The following is a 14,906-nucleotide window of genomic DNA, read 5'->3' on the forward strand; positions in this document are numbered from 1 at the left end:
TCATGGAAACCGAACTCCCGACTGTACAAGGCCGCTTAGCCAACGAGGAGCCTAAGTGGTTTCAAGCCAGCACACGTGGAAACGGAATTGGGCTCACCGTCTTGAAAAGGACGGAGTCCTACGAAGCAGATAGCCGCGCAATCTTCATCTACGTCTTGCCGAAAGCATGGCGGGATTCAGAAGCAGCTGAGATCGTGCCGCGCGCTTGGAAGTTTGACAGCGAATCCACAGGCTCAGATTTAGACACCCTAGTCCTCTATGAAATGGACTATCTAAGATTGAATGGCCAGTGCGCCGAAGCGCTGAGTCGCTTGTGCCGACCTGTTCAAGTTGATGAGGATGACGACGGCGTCAGAGACGCGCTTTGGACGCGTTCGGTTCCTCCAGCTGTGGCCTCGCGTGCCCCGGAGCCAACGCGGTCGAGTATTTTGGCCGGATTTTGGGAATTGATCCGTGACAAATTGCAGCCAGTAGTCAATGACCCACCTCTTGGAATTTCGGTCATGATGCGCGAACCGCAGGCGCGTCAGGCTTTCATGAAGTTATTCTTGCTCCTGGCAGAAGCTCAAGTCGCACGGCGCAGGCCGGAGTTCATTCCGGTCTCCGAACCCTTGGCAGCCGTTCGAGGTCGTTTGATGATCAACGAGCTTGTTAAACGCAAGGCAAATCGAAGATTGCCCATATGGTGTACATTCGACGATCTAGACGGAGACACTCAAATCTGGCAAGCGATTCGACTTGCGGTTGAACAGTGCTCTCAAGAGGTCAACGGTGATGACCTGCTTGTTGATTTGGCGCTGGAAATTGACGCGAGACTGAATGACGTTTCCATTGGATCCGTCGCTGAAATCGTACGGCGCCCATTGCGGGATGCGGCTCGCCAGCGCAATCGCGGGTTGCTCGCGGTGTACCGATTGGCACTGGCGGTATTGAACGATCACGTGTCGCTGGCAGAGCCGACCCATGAGGACGCTGACGGCGTGGTCTTCACGTTCAAGATTGCAACTAGCGAGATCTGGGAAGATCTGGTGGCCAGAGCCGTTGATACGACGCGAAAATATCGCGTCAATAGGAGTCCTGGCAACAAAGTGCTATTTCATGGGGGAGTGTCGAAAAATGTCGACATCCACATTGACTACGCTGATACTCCGGGGTGTTCAGTCCTGCTTATCGACGGCAAGTACAAGAAATCTAAAAAGTTCGTTACCAGCGCATCGATGGCAGACCAGTACCAGATTTACGCCTATGCAAATCTTTGGAATGCTCCGGCAGTGCTTGCATACCCATCTACCGGTGATTCATCACCTCGCGTATGCATGACGTCAGCTATTGCGAACCGGGGAGGGAGGGTCGGTGCGATGAATCTTCCGTTTCCGAAGCCCGGGCAAACGGCGATACCGGTCGAGCCTAATGAGATTGAGCGCTTGCTGGACTTTATCGCAGATCGTTCGGGTGATACCGGGTTGAAGGGCCAGTGCAGTTAACAAGTTCGAACACTTGTTCGAAACTATATTTGAATGGCGCTGCGGGTGGCATGCGTGTTCTGCGCTCGCCGAGCTGTGAGCCTGCGCTCACTTGCATTTCGAAGGCTGCCGGGAATTTTCAGCTGGGGCATCACGCGGTAGGATATAAGGACTGCGACTTTGATCCGGCTATCACCGGTGAGTCTTCGGAAGAACCGCGAGCATCATGAACGCCAAGTAGAACCGAACGGGACCAGCCCGTCACAGCTGAAGATAAGCGATTCCCCATCATTGCGGCGGGGGATAAGCGGGGTGGTACCGCGGCATTCGTGCCGTCCTCGTAGGCAAGGATTTATCGACCCTACGCTTGAAGGACGGCCCATTCGATGAGCTTCTACCCGAAGGTCACTACAGACCCAACCGGTTCGACCCCGGCTTCACCGCGATTCCCAGATCTTGAGAAGCGCGTCCTCGAATACTGGAAGAACGACGACACTTTCCAGGCCTCCATTGACCAGCGCGAGGGCGAAGAATTCGTCTTCTACGATGGCCCTCCCTTCGCCAACGGCCTGCCGCACTACGGCCACCTGCTCACCGGCTACGTCAAGGACCTGGTAGCGCGCTACCAGACCCAGCGCGGCAAGCGCGTGGAGCGCCGCTTCGGCTGGGACACCCACGGCCTGCCAGCCGAGCTGGAAGCCATGAAGCAGCTGGGCATGACCGACAAGAAGCAGATCGAAGCCATGGGCATCGACAAGTTCAACGACGCCTGCCGCACCTCGGTGATGAAGTATGCCGATGAGTGGAAGCAGTACGTGAACCGCCAGGCTCGCTGGGTCGACTTCGAAAACGACTACAAGACCCTGAACGTCGAGTTCATGGAATCGGTCATCTGGGCCTTCAAGCAGCTTTCGGACAAGGATCTGACCTACAAGGGCTTCCGCGTGCTTCCGTACTGCTGGAAGGACGAGACCCCGCTGTCCAACCACGAGCTGCGCATGGACGACGACGTCTACAAGAACCGCCAGGACCAGACCGTCACCGTGGGCTTCACCATCCTTGCCGGTGAAACCGAAGCCTCCAAGGCACTTGCCGGCGTGCAGGCCCTGGCGTGGACCACCACCCCGTGGACCCTGCCAACCAACGCCGCACTGGCCGTGCACCCGGCGATCGACTACGTCGTGGTTCCTGCAGGCGAGGCCGGCGTGAAGGCTTCGGCCGCCGCCGGGCCATTCCTGCTGGCCCGCGACCTGCTGGGCTCCTACGCCAAGGACCTGGGCTACAAGGATGCCAAGGAAGCCGCTGCGGCCATCACCGCCAGCTACACCGGTGAGCAGCTTGCCGGCGTGCGCTACCAGCCGCTGTGGGACACGTACACCGACACCGAGAAGTACGGCACCGAAAACGCCTGGCAGATTCTCACCGCCGACTACGTCACTGTGGCCGACGGCACCGGCATCGTGCACCAGGCTCCGGCCTACGGCGAGGATGACCAGAAGGTCTGCGAAGAGCACGGCATCCCGGTGATCCTCTCGGTAGACGAGGGCGCCAAGTTCCTGCCGGTCTTCGGCAACGGCCCGCTGGCCGAGATCGCCGGCGTGCAGGTCTTCGACGCCAACAAGACCATCACCAATGTGCTCAAGGACGAGGCCGAGCTGGTCAAGCAGGCCTCCTACGAGCACTCCTACCCGCATTGCTGGCGCTGCCGCACCCCGCTGATCTACCGCGCGATCTCCTCGTGGTACGTCGAGGTCTCCAAGTTCAAGGACCGCATGGTCGAGCTGAACGAGCAGATCAACTGGATCCCGGGCAACGTCAAGCACGGCCAGTTCGGCAAGTGGCTGGAAAACGCCCGCGACTGGTCCATCTCGCGCAACCGCTACTGGGGTTCGCCGATCCCGGTGTGGGAATGCAGCGGTGCCGAATGCGAGCACCGCGAAGTCTTCGGCTCGCTGCAGGAAATGCAGGACTTCTTCGGCCGGATGCCGGTTAACCACGAAGGCCAGCCTGACCTGCACCGCCCATTCATCGACGAGCTGACCAAGGCCCATGAGGGCTGCGCCGAATCCGGCACCCTCAGGCGCGTGGAAGACGTGCTCGATGTCTGGTTCGACTCCGGCTCGATGCCGTACGCCCAGGTGCACTACCCGTTCAACAACCAGGAATGGTTCGATTCCGGCCACCACCCGGCGGACTTCATCGTTGAGTACATCGGACAGACCCGCGGCTGGTTCTACACCATGCACGTGCTCTCCACCGCGCTCTTCGACCGCCCGGCCTACACCAACGTGATCTCCCACGGCATCGTGCTGGGCTCGGACGGGCAGAAGATGTCCAAGTCCCTGCGTAACTACCCGGATGTCACCGAGGTCCTGGACCGCGACGGCTCCGATGCCATGCGCTGGTTCCTGATGGCCTCGCCGATCCTGCGCGGCGGCAACCTGGTCGTGACCGAACAGGGCATCCGCGATGGCGTGCGCCAGGTGCTGCTGCCGCTGTGGAACGTCTGGCACTTCTTCAACCTCTACACCAACTCCGCCAACAACGGGGCCGGCTACGAGGCCAAGCGCTCGATGGACTCCACCGACCCGCTGGACCAGTACATGCTGGCCGCCACGGGCCAGCTGGTGCGCGAAGTCACCGAGGCACTGGATTCCTACGAGGTCTCCGATGCTACCGAGGCCGTGCGCCAGTACATGGACACCCTGACCAACTGGTACGTGCGCCGTAGCCGCCAGCGTTTCTTCGATGAAGACACCCAGGCCTTCGACACCCTGTACACCGCGCTGGAAACCCTGGTGAAGGTCACTGCTTCGCTGCTGCCGCTGGCCAGCGAAGAGATCTTCCGCGGGCTGACCGGCGAACGTTCGGTGCACCTGGAGGACTGGCCGGAAGCCAGCGAATTCCCAACCGACGCCGCGTTGCTGGAAACCATGGAAACAACCCGCAAGATCTGCTCCGTGGGCTCCTCGCTGCGCAAGGCCAAGAACCTGCGCGTGCGCCTGCCGCTGGCCGAGCTGAAGGTTGTGCTCACCGGCGCTGCCCGCCTGGAAGGCACCTACGCGTCGATCATCAAGGACGAGCTGAACCTGAAGGCCGTCACCTTGATCGATGCCGAAGGCGTCGACGCCGCCAGCTACGGCATCAGCCAGCAGCTGGTAGTGAACGCCCGTGCGGCCGGTCCGCGCCTGGGCAAGAACGTGCAGCAGGCGATCAAGGGCGCCAAGTCCGGGGACTGGTCGGTCACCGACGGGGTGGTCACCGCGGGAGGACTGGAACTGGCCGAGGGCGAGTACACCCTGGACACCGTGGTGGATGCAGCAGGCGAAATTGCCGCGGCAGTCATCGACGGCGGCTTCCTGGTGCTGGATACCGAGGTCACCGAGGCACTGGCTGCCGAGGGCACCGCACGCGACATGATCCGCTCCATCCAGTCCGCCCGCAAGGACGCGGACCTGCAGGTATCGGATCGCATCCACACCGTGGTCACCGCCAACACGGCCGCCATCGCGGCACTGGAAGCGAACCGCGAGCTGGTGGCAGGTGAAACCCTGACCGCGCAGCTGGAACTTGTCGCCGATGATTCGGTAGATGGCGAGCAGGTCACCGTGGCCAAGCTGGATTCTGGCAAAGTCGAGGCCAACTAGTGAGCGAATTGGACCGCGTCTACGCGCAACTGCTCTCCCGTGCGCCGGAAAACAAGATGGAACCGCGCATGGATCCGATGTTCCGCGCGATGGAGATCCTCGGCGAGCCGAACAAGGCTTGCCCGGTCATCCACATCACCGGCACCAACGGCAAGACCTCGACCGCACGCATGATTGAGTCGCTCTTGATGGCGCACGACTTGCGCACCGGCCGCTACTCCTCGCCGCACCTGATCTCGGTCACCGAGCGCATCGCCATTGACGGTGCCCCGGTAGACGACGGGACCTTCGTGCGCGTGTGGGATGAAATCAGCCCGTTCCTTCAGATCGTGGACACCGAGCTCGTCGAGCGCGGCGAAAACAAGCTGACCTACTTCGAAGCTGTCACCATCCTGGCCTTCGCGGTTTTCGCCGAGGTTCCGGTGGATGTCGTGGTGCTCGAAGTCGGCCTGGGCGGCATCACCGACGCCACCAACGTGGCAGATGCCGACGTTTCGGTGATCACCCCGATCTCCTTGGACCACACCGATCTGCTGGGGGATACCCCGGGCGAGATTGCCGAAGAAAAGGTCGGCATCCTCAAGCCCGGCGGCTACCTGGTCTCTTCGGTGCAACCGGTGGATGCCGCCGACGTGCTGCTGGCTCGCGCCCGCGAGCTTGAGGTGCCGGCAGCTTTCGACAGCCTGGACTTCAAGCTCCTGGAACGCCAGCATGGCGTGGGTGGGCAGCTGCTGTCCATCCAGGGCCAAGCGGCGCGCTACGACGAGATCTTCCTGCCATTGTTCGGTGCCCACCAGGCGCAGAACGCCACCGTGGCCTTGGCTGCGGTGGAGGCCTTCCTGGGCGGCGGCCAGCGCGAGCTGAATGCCGATCTGGTCCGCGACGGCTTCGCGGCCGCCACCAGCCCGGGCCGCCTGGAACTGGTCCGCGCGGCACCGAGCATCCTGGTGGATGCCGGCCACAACCCGGATGGCATACGCGTCACCGCAGAGGCGATCAAGGAATCCTTCGGCTTCACCCGCCTGGTGCTGATGGTTGGCATCTTGCAGGAGAAGGACGCCGAAGCAATGCTTTACACCATGCGCGAGCAGTACGGTGACATGGTTGAGGACATTTGCATCACCCAGTCGTCCTCGCCGCGGGCCATCCCGGCCGGCGAACTGTCCACCATGGCGATCGACGCTGGCTGGCCGGAAGAGGACATCCACGTCACCGAGGACCTGGAAGATGCCATCGAATGGTCGGTGGGCCGCGCCGAGGCAGGCAACGACTTGTCCGGCGGCGTGCTGGTGACCGGTTCGATTACACTGGTGGGCGAGATTTCACTGTTGCTGAAGGGAGGCGAATCCTGATGGCTAAACTCACCCGTGCCCAGCGCGAGTGGCGTCCTGGGATGAAGAAGAAGCAGCGCTCCACGAAAATGATGTTCGCATCAACAGTGCTGGTCTGCGAGGCGCTGCTGGCGGTGTTCGTCACCCTCGCGGCCTTCGGGCTCAAGCGTGGCGGAGAACCGGTGGTCGTGCTCAGCCTCGGCGCTGCCGTGGCGCTGCTGTGCATCTTCAACTGCGCCCTGCTGGGCAAGAAGATCGGCTACATCATCGGCTGGATCCTGCAGGTAGTGTTCTTCCTGTGCGGCTTCATCCTGCCGGACATGTTCTACCTCGCAGCGGCCTTCGCCCTGTGCTGGTGGTATGCGCTGAACAAGGGCGGCGAAATCGACGCAGTGAACAAGCGCCGCGCCGCCGCCCAAGAAGCCTGGGAAAAAGCGAACCCCGAGCAAGCCTGAGAACCTAAGAAGTACATCAACGATACGAAGAGGTAGTCACATGACTGAACGTACCCTGATCCTGGTCAAGCCAGATGGCGTCAAGCGCGGTCTGACCGGACAGATCCTTGGCCGCATTGAAGCCAAGGGCTACACCATTGCCAAGCTGCAGCAGCTGGAAGCTACTCGCGAGCTGCTCGCCGAGCACTATGCAGAGCACGAAGGCAAGCCATTCTACGAGCCGCTGGTTGAGTTCATGCTCTCCGGTCCGGTGGTGGCGATCGTGGCTGAAGGCCAGGGCGTTATCCCCGGCTTCCGTTCGCTGGCTGGCACCACCGACCCGACCACCGCGGCTCCAGGCACCATCCGTGGCGACTTCGGCCGCGACTGGGGCCTGAAGGTCCAGCAGAACCTGGTCCACGGTTCGGACTCCGTCGAGTCCGCCGAGCGCGAGATCGGCATCTGGTTCGGCAAGTAGATCGAAACGCGAAAATCCCGGCAGTTGGAAACTGCCGGGATTTTTCATGCCTGGAAGCGGGTCCTAGAACCAGTCATCCAAACTGTCCTGGGCGAGCATAGCTCCTTGCGGGCTAGCTGCCTGCTGCACCGAACTTCCGAGCGCCTGTGCGGTCGAGTCCAGCGGCAGCTGCTCTGCAGCGCCGATCCTGACCACCTGGTGGTGGTCGGTGATAGGGCCGACTATGTGCGAAAGATACTTATCTGCTCCGTCATTGCTGAATTCCAGCACGTGGATACCTCCCAGTCTTCAGTGCGCGTTAGCACATTGATTGCGGGCGAAGCGTGGCGCGGGTTTTCCCTGTTGGGGAAAACGAAGACATGCAGCAAAACTTCTCAAGGCGATTGCGCATCCCGCGTCGCTCCACTTCCATCACTTCAGTCACATTAAACACACAAACCACATCCACGGCAACGCGGGATCGGGTCCACCGGTCTTGTCCCCAGCGCGAAAACCCCGGGAAGCCGGGGCTGGATGAGGGCATGAACTCTTTGAGAATTAATTGGAAATAATTCGATCAAGAGCATTTAAGTGGCAAAAGGAAGGGCGCCCCTGACGTGCAGGAGCGCCCCAGCCGCAACAGCTACTCGGAATCCTTGAGGGATTCCTGGTGCTGTTCCTTCGCTTCGAGTTTGTCGAAAGCCGCTTGCTCTTCGCTGATCTCGACTTCAGACTTGATGTCCTCGCTGGCTTCAGCCACCGCATCGGATTTGTCGCGCCCGGTCCATACCTTGATCACCGCCCATGAAGCGGCCACCAGTGGCACCGCCAGGACGGCGCCAACGATGCCTGCCAGGACGGTGCCTGCGGTCAGTGCCATCAGCACGACCAGTGCATGCAGGCTCAGGGCGTTGGCCATGACGACCGGCTGCAGGAAGTTGCCCTCCAGCTGGTTCACCAGGATCACCGCAGCCAGCACGATCAGCGCCACCACAGGTCCGTTGGTAACCAATGCAATCAGCGTGGCCAGGATGCCGGCAACGGTGGCACCTACCATCGGCACGAAGGAACCGAGGAAGACAATGACGCCTAGCGGGATGGCCAATGGAACCTGCACGATCAGCAGCGTCGCGGTGATGCCCAAAGCATCCACCGCGGCCACGGTGGCAGTACCGCGGATGTAGCCGCCGAAGGTGCGCAGCGCGCGGTCGCCGGAAAGAATCCACTTGTTGCGGTAGTGGCGTGGAGTCCACGACACGGCAAAGGCCCAGATCTTGTCGCCGTCCTTCAGGAAGAAGAACAGGATCACCAGCAGCAGGACCAGGCCGGTCACGAAGCTGCCTGCTGCGCTCAGCGTGTTCAAAGCGCCGGTGCCGAACTGGGAACTGGTCAAGAAGCCGGTTACCGTTTCGACAACATTATCGATCTGGCTCTGGTCGACGCTGAAAGGCATCGTGCCGATGAAGCCCTGAACCATGTCATTGAGCTGGTTGAAGCCCTCAACAGCTTGGTCAACGAGCTTTGGCCATTCCTTGATGACCGAGAAGACCAGGCCGGTGCCAATGCCTCCGAGGACCAATAGGGATCCGAGAAAAACGATCCATGCTGCCAGCATCGGGGAAACAAACTTGCGCAGCTTGACCACCAGGGGCCACAACGCACAGGAAATGATGACGGCCAGCAACGTCGGGATCACGATCATGGTCAAGCGGAGCATGCCGATGATGAGGAATGTTGCCAGCGCGCCAACTACCAGCAGCTGGGCGCTTCGAATGCCTAGGCGTCCTAGCAAGTCGGTCCACAGGCTGGTGACCGTGAAATCTGGTTTGGCGTCCCTGGCCGGAACACGGTGGTGCTCGGCAGGTGTCGGCTTGTCGTCCTGAGGTTGCTTTTTCAACAACGCGGCGGGCCTGACCTTACGGAAAAAAGCCATAGTCGCTCCTTGTAGCTGGTTCTGATAGCTCTAACAATAGGCTAACGACTTGACAAGGTCCCAAGGCAACACCGAAATGCTGATTTTTTGGCGTTCACACTGGCCACTAACCCGTTTTCGTGCCCGAATGCATCGATTCGTGCACCCACGGGCTGATTTCCCCGGCATTCCTGCGGCGTCGTCTCTGCAATGATGCTGGGCTTGAACTACCGGGGGCTCAATGCCGACGGGCATCGAAACCCGGTGGTCTTCTTTGAAACCAGTGGAAATAGCAGTGACGGAAGCCTCGGGCAGAAGTCCCGCGGCAAGTTGATTCGCCAAAATGTTCTTGCGCTCAAGGAATTGCTGCTCGGAATGGCATCGGGCGAAGTCCAGCAAGAAGATCCAGAACGCTGGGAAGAAATCCCTCACCAGCCTGTAACGGGCTATCAGACCGATTATGCGGGTCTGGTCCAGAAGTGAACTGACGCAGCAGAGCTGGGGCCGCGCAGTGCGCGGCCCCAGCTCTGTTGAGGTCTCGTTCTCTGCCTGTGCGGATTACCTGGCGTTGAAGTACTCCTTGGCCAGCAGGCCCATGATGATCTTGTCGTGGAACGACCCATCGTGGAATCCAGCCTGGCGCACTCGGCCCTCTTCGCGGAATCCTGCGCGGTTGAAGGTGCGCAGTGCGCGCTCGTTGTACGCCCAGGCGTTCAAGCCGATGCGGTTCAAGCCCATCTCGCGGAAGCCGTAGTCGATGATCATCTTGGTGGCCAAGGTGCCATAGCCTTGGCCCACATTTGAACCACCGATCATGATCATCAATTCGGCCGAACGGGCCGGCGCGTTGTAGTCGTACAAAGCGGTGTGCCCGATCAGCGTGTCATCGGGAAGCGTGATGGAAAGTCCCACGCCGTCGGTAGTGCCACGGTTGACGCTGCGCGATTTGAAGAGTTCTGCGGCTTCGGTGATCGGGTGGGGAAGTACCAGGTTGCCCTGCAGGGCCATGAATTCTGGGCTATTCCACCATTGGGTGAGGAACGCAAGATCTTCCTCTTGTAGTTCACGGAGCCGAAGGTGTTCGGAAATCAGCAGGTTGATTCCGTAGTCCTGGGCATTTTCTGTGTTCCATATGTCACTTGCCATGCTTCTAATCTACCGGGTCTAGCTGGGCAGTATCCGGAAGATCGTTGACGGCGAACCCTTCCCGGCCTTGCCGATGGCCGTTTTGACGCGGATCGAAGGCCGAAGCGGGATGTCTTGGCGCCGGTGGCGCGCCGGGGTGCAACAAGCAGCGGCACAAGGCCGGCCGACCTGGTTGGCGGCGGGGTGGGGGAGCGCCAGGAACAGCACTGCGGGGCCGCTACCGAAGTAGCGGCCCCGCAGGTGGGCATGGAAGCCGGGCTCTAGCCGAAGAAGGCGAGCGGGAAACGCAGGACGACCGATGCGGCAACGAGCGCCCAGATGACGGCGGTAATGATCCAGCTCCACTCGGCGAAGAACTTCTTCACGCCGACTCCAGCAGAAATCACGCCGGTAAGCACATTGCGTGCGGTCGTGAACACGAACAAGGGAATCGTCATGGCCCACACGACCATGCAGTAAGGGCACAGGGCGTTGATTTCATACAGGGCCTGGGACCAGAACCAGATCACCAAGCCCATAGCGGCGGTGATGCCCAGCTGGAAGCACAGCCAGAACCAGCGCTTCAGGTTTGTTGCGCCGGCCAGCAGGGCGAAGCCGATGGCGATAACAACAGCGAAGCAAACGATCCCGAAGAAGGGATTGGGGAATCCGAAAATTCCTGCCTGCTCGGATTTCATCACGGTGCCACAGGAGATCCAGGGATTGACGTCGCAACTGGTGATGTAGTCGGGGTTCTTGTACAACTCCAAGCGTTCCAGGACCAGGATTCCGGCGGCGAGCCAAGAGATCAATCCCGTAACGATGATGAACAGCCCGAAGCCGCGTTCCTTAGCCCACCAGGGCAACACGCCCGAGCCGTGGCTATTTTCTTGTGATGAAACCATGTTTTGACTATTCCATAAGTTCATAGGAAAGCGGGTTATTCCGCCAAGGCCTTTTTCATACTAGGAAGCATTTCTGTGCATCTGGTGAGAAGCAATGAACAAGGCGTGAACGAAATATGAGAGAATGGGAATGGTTGTTCGCGGATCCACAGTCTGCTTTCAACCCGACGACAGACTTTTGAAACAACAGATCGACAGGCGATGCATCGCTTCGGTTGAGTGCCCAATATGTGCGCCTCCCGGGGGAATACCGCGGATCGTAGGGCTGCAAAGGAAAGCAGCCGGTTTTCTTAGGCCACGTTGATCCGCAGGATTTGCGCCTGGTTCAGAAATTTGGACCAGCGTCGAACCCGCGGAAAATAGCGAGCTTTTGTGTCCGGACTACTGGAAGATAAGTAGGCCAAGCGACACGTGATGATTGTAGTTTCAGCAACGGCGCCGTCTGTGGAGGATGCCCGAGCGGGACATAGTAGGAGTACGCGAATTTAAATGAGCGCAGCAAATCAACGAAAGGGCGGAACGCAAGGTAATAAGCGGGGCAACCGTTCAACACGAGCCCGCCGTACCAGTGTTTCAACCACACCCGCGCGACCATTGCGTCGCGCCATGACCTTGGCCGAACTCAATGCCGCTGCCGGCGTCGAGGAAAGCCCATACCGCTGGCGGGCCACCCGCCGCACCCAGATCTCCACCCCTGATTCCACCAAGCGGGCCAGCCGCCAGGCCGAACGCCGGGCGCAGGCAGTGCGCAATACCGCGAATGACGAGGCCGTAGAGGTCGCCGCGGCCAAGCAGGAAGACGTCCAGGACAAGCAGGAAGACGTCCAGGAGCAGAGCGCTGAAATCGCTGCCCCGGCCGAGCAGGAAGTTGCACCGGTTGAGGAAGCGAACGACGTTGACCAGACCGGCATGCTGCTGGCCGAACACGGCAGCACCATGATCTTGAATCCTTTCGCCGTGCCGGAAACAGCTCAGGCTGTTCTGGCCCAGGCTGTTGCGAAGAAGCAGGAACCTGCTCGCCGCGCAGCTGCCGCAGATCCCGAGGCAGACGCCGATGCCGACGACGTGACTTCGCGCCGCCGCCGCCGCCGTCGCCGCGGGGAAGTGGATCTGGAACTTGAGGGCGGCTCGCAGGATGATCCGCCGAACACCGTTACCCGTGTGCGCGCCCCGCGTGGCAGTATCGAAAGCCACAGCTCGGTCAACGACAAGGTCGCTTCGGTGCGCGGTTCCACCCGATTGGAAGCCAAGCGCCAGCGCCGCCGCGAATCACGCGAAACCGGTCGCCGCCGCCAGGTGATCACCGAGGCCGAGTTCCTGGCCCGCCGCGAATCCGTCGAGCGCAAGATGATCGTGCGCCAGCGCGAGGACCGCATCCAGATCGGCGTACTGGAAGATGGAGTGCTTGCAGAGCACTTCGTCTCCAAGACCCAGCAGGATTCGCTGATCGGCAACGTGTACGTCGGCAAGGTGCAGAATGTGCTGCCATCCATGGAAGCTGCTTTCGTGGATATCGGCCGCGGCCGCAACGCCGTGCTGTACGCAGGCGAAGTGAACTGGGACGTAGCCGCTCTCGAAGGCGCGCCGCGCCGCATTGAGAACGCCTTGAAGGCTGGCGACTCGGTCCTGGTGCAGGTCACCAAGGACCCGGTAGGCCACAAGGGCGCCCGGCTGACCAGCCAGATCTCCCTGCCTGGACGCTACCTGGTCTACGTGCCAGGTGGTTCGATGACCGGCATCTCGCGCAAGCTCCCTGATGTCGAACGCCAGCGCCTGAAGAAGATCCTGAAGGACCACCTGCCGGAAAACGCGGGCGTCATCGTGCGCACCGCCGCCGAAGGCGCTTCCGAGGAAGAACTGACCAACGATATCAACCGGCTGCGTGCGCAGTGGGAAGGCATCGAAGAGCAGGCCAACTCCACCAAGACCCTGGCTCCGGAACTGCTGTACTCGGAACCCGATCTGACCATCAAGGTGGTCCGCGACGTCTTCAACGAGGACTTCACCAAGCTGATCGTCTCCGGTGACCACGCCTGGGACACCATCGAGGCCTACGTCATGTACGTGGCACCGGATCTGATGGGCCGCCTGGAGAAGTGGGAAGCCGAAGAGGACATCTTCGCCAACTTCCGTGTGGACGAGCAGATCGCCAAGGCGCTGGACCGCAAGGTCTTCCTGCCTTCGGGTGGTTCGCTGGTCATCGACCGCACCGAAGCGATGACCGTCATCGACGTGAACACCGGTAAATTCACCGGTTCGGGCGGCAACCTCGAAGAGACCGTGACCAAGAACAACCTGGAAGCGGCCGAAGAAGTGGTCCGCCAGCTGCGCCTGCGTGACATCGGCGGCATCATCGTCATCGACTTCATCGACATGGTCCTGGAATCCAACCGCGATCTGGTGCTGCGCCGCCTGGTGGAGTGCCTGGGCCGCGACCGGACCAAGCACCAGGTTGCTGAAGTGACCTCGCTGGGTCTGGTCCAGATGACGCGCAAGCGCATGGGCACCGGCCTGCTCGAAGTCTTCGGTGAAGAGTGCGAGCACTGTGCAGGTGCTGGCTTCATCACCCACGAAGAGCCAGTTGAATCGCGCAAGACCTTCAACTCGCAGGGCGAAGCGCACAGCAAGAAGTTCAACGACAAGCCAAGCCGCAACTCCCGCCGCCGTCGTGGCGGCGAGAAGGACGAGCAGAAGCCAGTTGAGAAGCAGGAGCCGGCAGCAGGGGAGAAGGACGAAGCCACGCGCAACGCCCTGGCCAGCATTGCCGCCGCTTCGCACCTGGATGCCGCTGCTGAAAACGCAGTGAGCATCGAGGGCGAACAGATTCCTGTGGCCAAGTCCGCGGCGTCTGCGCAGGGCACCGAGGCCTCGGTTACCCTGGAAGCGCTGGAAGCAGCGTTGCCGGGCCAGGATGAGTCCAGCGACGAGCAGGACGGCAGCCGCAAGCCGCGCCGCCGTTCACGCTCCCGTGGACGCGGACGCAACCAGTCCGAGGAAAACGCTTCGGGCAACGAGGAAGCTCAGGCCAACCAGGAACAGCAGGCTGCTCCTGAACCTGTTGCCGCCTCGACGTCCGAGGACCAGCCGCGCAAGCGTTCACGCCGTGCTTCGCGTCCGCAGGAAGCGGCACAGCAGGACCAGCCGGTGCTCACCGGCCTGGCCATGCCTGCTGCCAGCGCGCCTGCTGAGTCCAGCAGCCCCGCGGCTTCCGTCCCAGTTGCCGCCACCGCGGCAGCCCCACAGAATTCCACGAAGCCAAAGCGTCGCAGTCGTCGGGCCACCTCGGTCCAGGGCGATGCGACTGCAGAGGTTCTCGTGGCAGAGGTATCCGCCGCTACCGGTTCGGTAGTTCAGATGGATGCCTCCGGTTCGCAGAAAGATAAGCCAGCTGAGCCTGCCGGGCAACCGGTAATGCTCGGTGTGGGTGTTCCAGTACGCGAACTGAAATAGATGAACTTGATCACGCTTCCCTCGCTGGGGCAGTTTGTATTTGCTCCAGCGGTGTGGACTAGCGTAATCTAGTTGATCGGTGCTAAACGCCAAGATCACGGACTTTTGGTCCGCTCGGCGTCAAGGCACAAGCGCATGAGATCCCCGGGATCGCATCCACTTTGTGGGTGTTCGGGTCGATA

Annotated in this window: 11 protein-coding genes; 7 read left to right on the forward strand and 4 right to left on the reverse strand. The window is 60.9% G+C overall.

Going from position 1 to position 14,906, the window contains the following annotated elements:
• Positions 1-2: 2 nt before the first annotated feature.
• The 5 genes from AC1Z36_RS10880 (at position 3) to ndk (ending at position 7,353) form a co-directional block, all read left to right on the forward strand.
• Entirely contained in the window at positions 3-1,484 is a 1,482-nt protein-coding gene (locus tag AC1Z36_RS10880) for a 5-methylcytosine restriction system specificity protein McrC (protein ID WP_483561250.1), read from the forward strand.
• Positions 1,485-1,849: 365 nt separating this feature from the next.
• A complete protein-coding gene (gene ileS / locus AC1Z36_RS10885; RefSeq protein ID WP_483561251.1) occupies positions 1,850-5,110 on the forward strand; it encodes an isoleucine--tRNA ligase in 3,261 nt (1,086 codons plus the stop codon).
• Positions 5,111-5,166: 56 nt separating this feature from the next.
• Positions 5,167-6,462 carry a bifunctional folylpolyglutamate synthase/dihydrofolate synthase gene (locus AC1Z36_RS10890; RefSeq protein WP_388022955.1) on the forward strand — a complete coding sequence of 432 codons (1,296 nt, stop codon included), beginning with the start codon at positions 5,167-5,169 and terminating at the stop codon, positions 6,460-6,462.
• The gene (locus tag AC1Z36_RS10895; protein ID WP_105658487.1) at positions 6,462-6,896 is read left to right on the forward strand and encodes a DUF4233 domain-containing protein; all 435 of its coding nucleotides are present in this window, start codon (positions 6,462-6,464) and stop codon (positions 6,894-6,896) included. The genes AC1Z36_RS10890 and AC1Z36_RS10895 overlap by 1 nt, the downstream gene beginning before the upstream one ends.
• 40 nt (positions 6,897-6,936) lie before the next feature.
• Positions 6,937-7,353, forward strand: coding sequence for a nucleoside-diphosphate kinase (gene ndk, locus AC1Z36_RS10900; protein WP_105658488.1), 417 nt, complete (start codon positions 6,937-6,939; stop codon positions 7,351-7,353).
• A 63-nt stretch (positions 7,354-7,416) separates the two neighbouring features.
• Here the strand turns inward: ndk and AC1Z36_RS10905 are convergent, their stop codons facing one another.
• Both AC1Z36_RS10905 and AC1Z36_RS10910 read right to left on the reverse strand, forming a co-directional pair.
• Positions 7,417-7,623: a hypothetical protein gene (locus AC1Z36_RS10905; protein ID WP_105661425.1), complete on the reverse strand. Its 207-nt coding sequence runs from the start codon at positions 7,621-7,623 to the stop codon at positions 7,417-7,419.
• A gap of 352 nt (positions 7,624-7,975) precedes the next feature.
• A complete protein-coding gene (locus tag AC1Z36_RS10910) occupies positions 7,976-9,265 on the reverse strand; it encodes an AI-2E family transporter (protein ID WP_105658490.1) in 1,290 nt (429 codons plus the stop codon).
• 189 nt (positions 9,266-9,454) lie between these two features.
• On the opposite strand from AC1Z36_RS10910, the gene AC1Z36_RS10915 reads away from it, so the two are divergent.
• A complete protein-coding gene (locus AC1Z36_RS10915; protein WP_286134567.1) occupies positions 9,455-9,727 on the forward strand; it encodes a hypothetical protein in 273 nt (90 codons plus the stop codon).
• Between the two features lie 75 nt (positions 9,728-9,802).
• Here AC1Z36_RS10915 and AC1Z36_RS10920 read toward each other — a convergent pair whose 3' ends face one another.
• Both AC1Z36_RS10920 and AC1Z36_RS10925 read right to left on the reverse strand, forming a co-directional pair.
• Entirely contained in the window at positions 9,803-10,390 is a 588-nt protein-coding gene (locus AC1Z36_RS10920) for a GNAT family N-acetyltransferase (protein ID WP_105658492.1), read from the reverse strand.
• 260 nt (positions 10,391-10,650) lie between these two features.
• Positions 10,651-11,274: a vitamin K epoxide reductase family protein gene (locus AC1Z36_RS10925; RefSeq protein WP_105661424.1), complete on the reverse strand. Its 624-nt coding sequence runs from the start codon at positions 11,272-11,274 to the stop codon at positions 10,651-10,653.
• A gap of 606 nt (positions 11,275-11,880) precedes the next feature.
• On the opposite strand from AC1Z36_RS10925, the gene AC1Z36_RS10930 reads away from it, so the two are divergent.
• Positions 11,881-14,724: an Rne/Rng family ribonuclease gene (locus tag AC1Z36_RS10930; RefSeq protein ID WP_105661423.1), complete on the forward strand. Its 2,844-nt coding sequence runs from the start codon at positions 11,881-11,883 to the stop codon at positions 14,722-14,724.
• The last annotated feature ends 182 nt before the right edge of the window (positions 14,725-14,906 follow it).

The sequence above is a fragment of the Glutamicibacter sp. BS14 genome (assembly GCF_056934375.1).

Excerpts from the sequence above, each read along its gene's own strand:
- AC1Z36_RS10915 (WP_286134567.1), top strand. The coding sequence starts at position 9,455 with ATGATGCTGGGCTTGAACTACCGGGGGCTCAATGCCGACGGGCATCGA.
- ndk (WP_105658488.1), top strand. The coding sequence starts at position 6,937 with ATGACTGAACGTACCCTGATCCTGGTCAAGCCAGATGGCGTCAAGCGC.
- AC1Z36_RS10890 (WP_388022955.1), top strand. The coding sequence starts at position 5,167 with ATGGAACCGCGCATGGATCCGATGTTCCGCGCGATGGAGATCCTCGGC.
- AC1Z36_RS10910 (WP_105658490.1), bottom strand. The coding sequence starts at position 9,265 with ATGGCTTTTTTCCGTAAGGTCAGGCCCGCCGCGTTGTTGAAAAAGCAA.
- AC1Z36_RS10930 (WP_105661423.1), top strand. The coding sequence starts at position 11,881 with ATGACCTTGGCCGAACTCAATGCCGCTGCCGGCGTCGAGGAAAGCCCA.
- AC1Z36_RS10920 (WP_105658492.1), bottom strand. The coding sequence starts at position 10,390 with ATGGCAAGTGACATATGGAACACAGAAAATGCCCAGGACTACGGAATC.
- AC1Z36_RS10895 (WP_105658487.1), top strand. The coding sequence starts at position 6,462 with ATGGCTAAACTCACCCGTGCCCAGCGCGAGTGGCGTCCTGGGATGAAG.
- AC1Z36_RS10925 (WP_105661424.1), bottom strand. The coding sequence starts at position 11,274 with ATGGTTTCATCACAAGAAAATAGCCACGGCTCGGGCGTGTTGCCCTGG.
- ileS (WP_483561251.1), top strand. The coding sequence starts at position 1,850 with ATGAGCTTCTACCCGAAGGTCACTACAGACCCAACCGGTTCGACCCCG.
- AC1Z36_RS10880 (WP_483561250.1), top strand. The coding sequence starts at position 3 with ATGGAAACCGAACTCCCGACTGTACAAGGCCGCTTAGCCAACGAGGAG.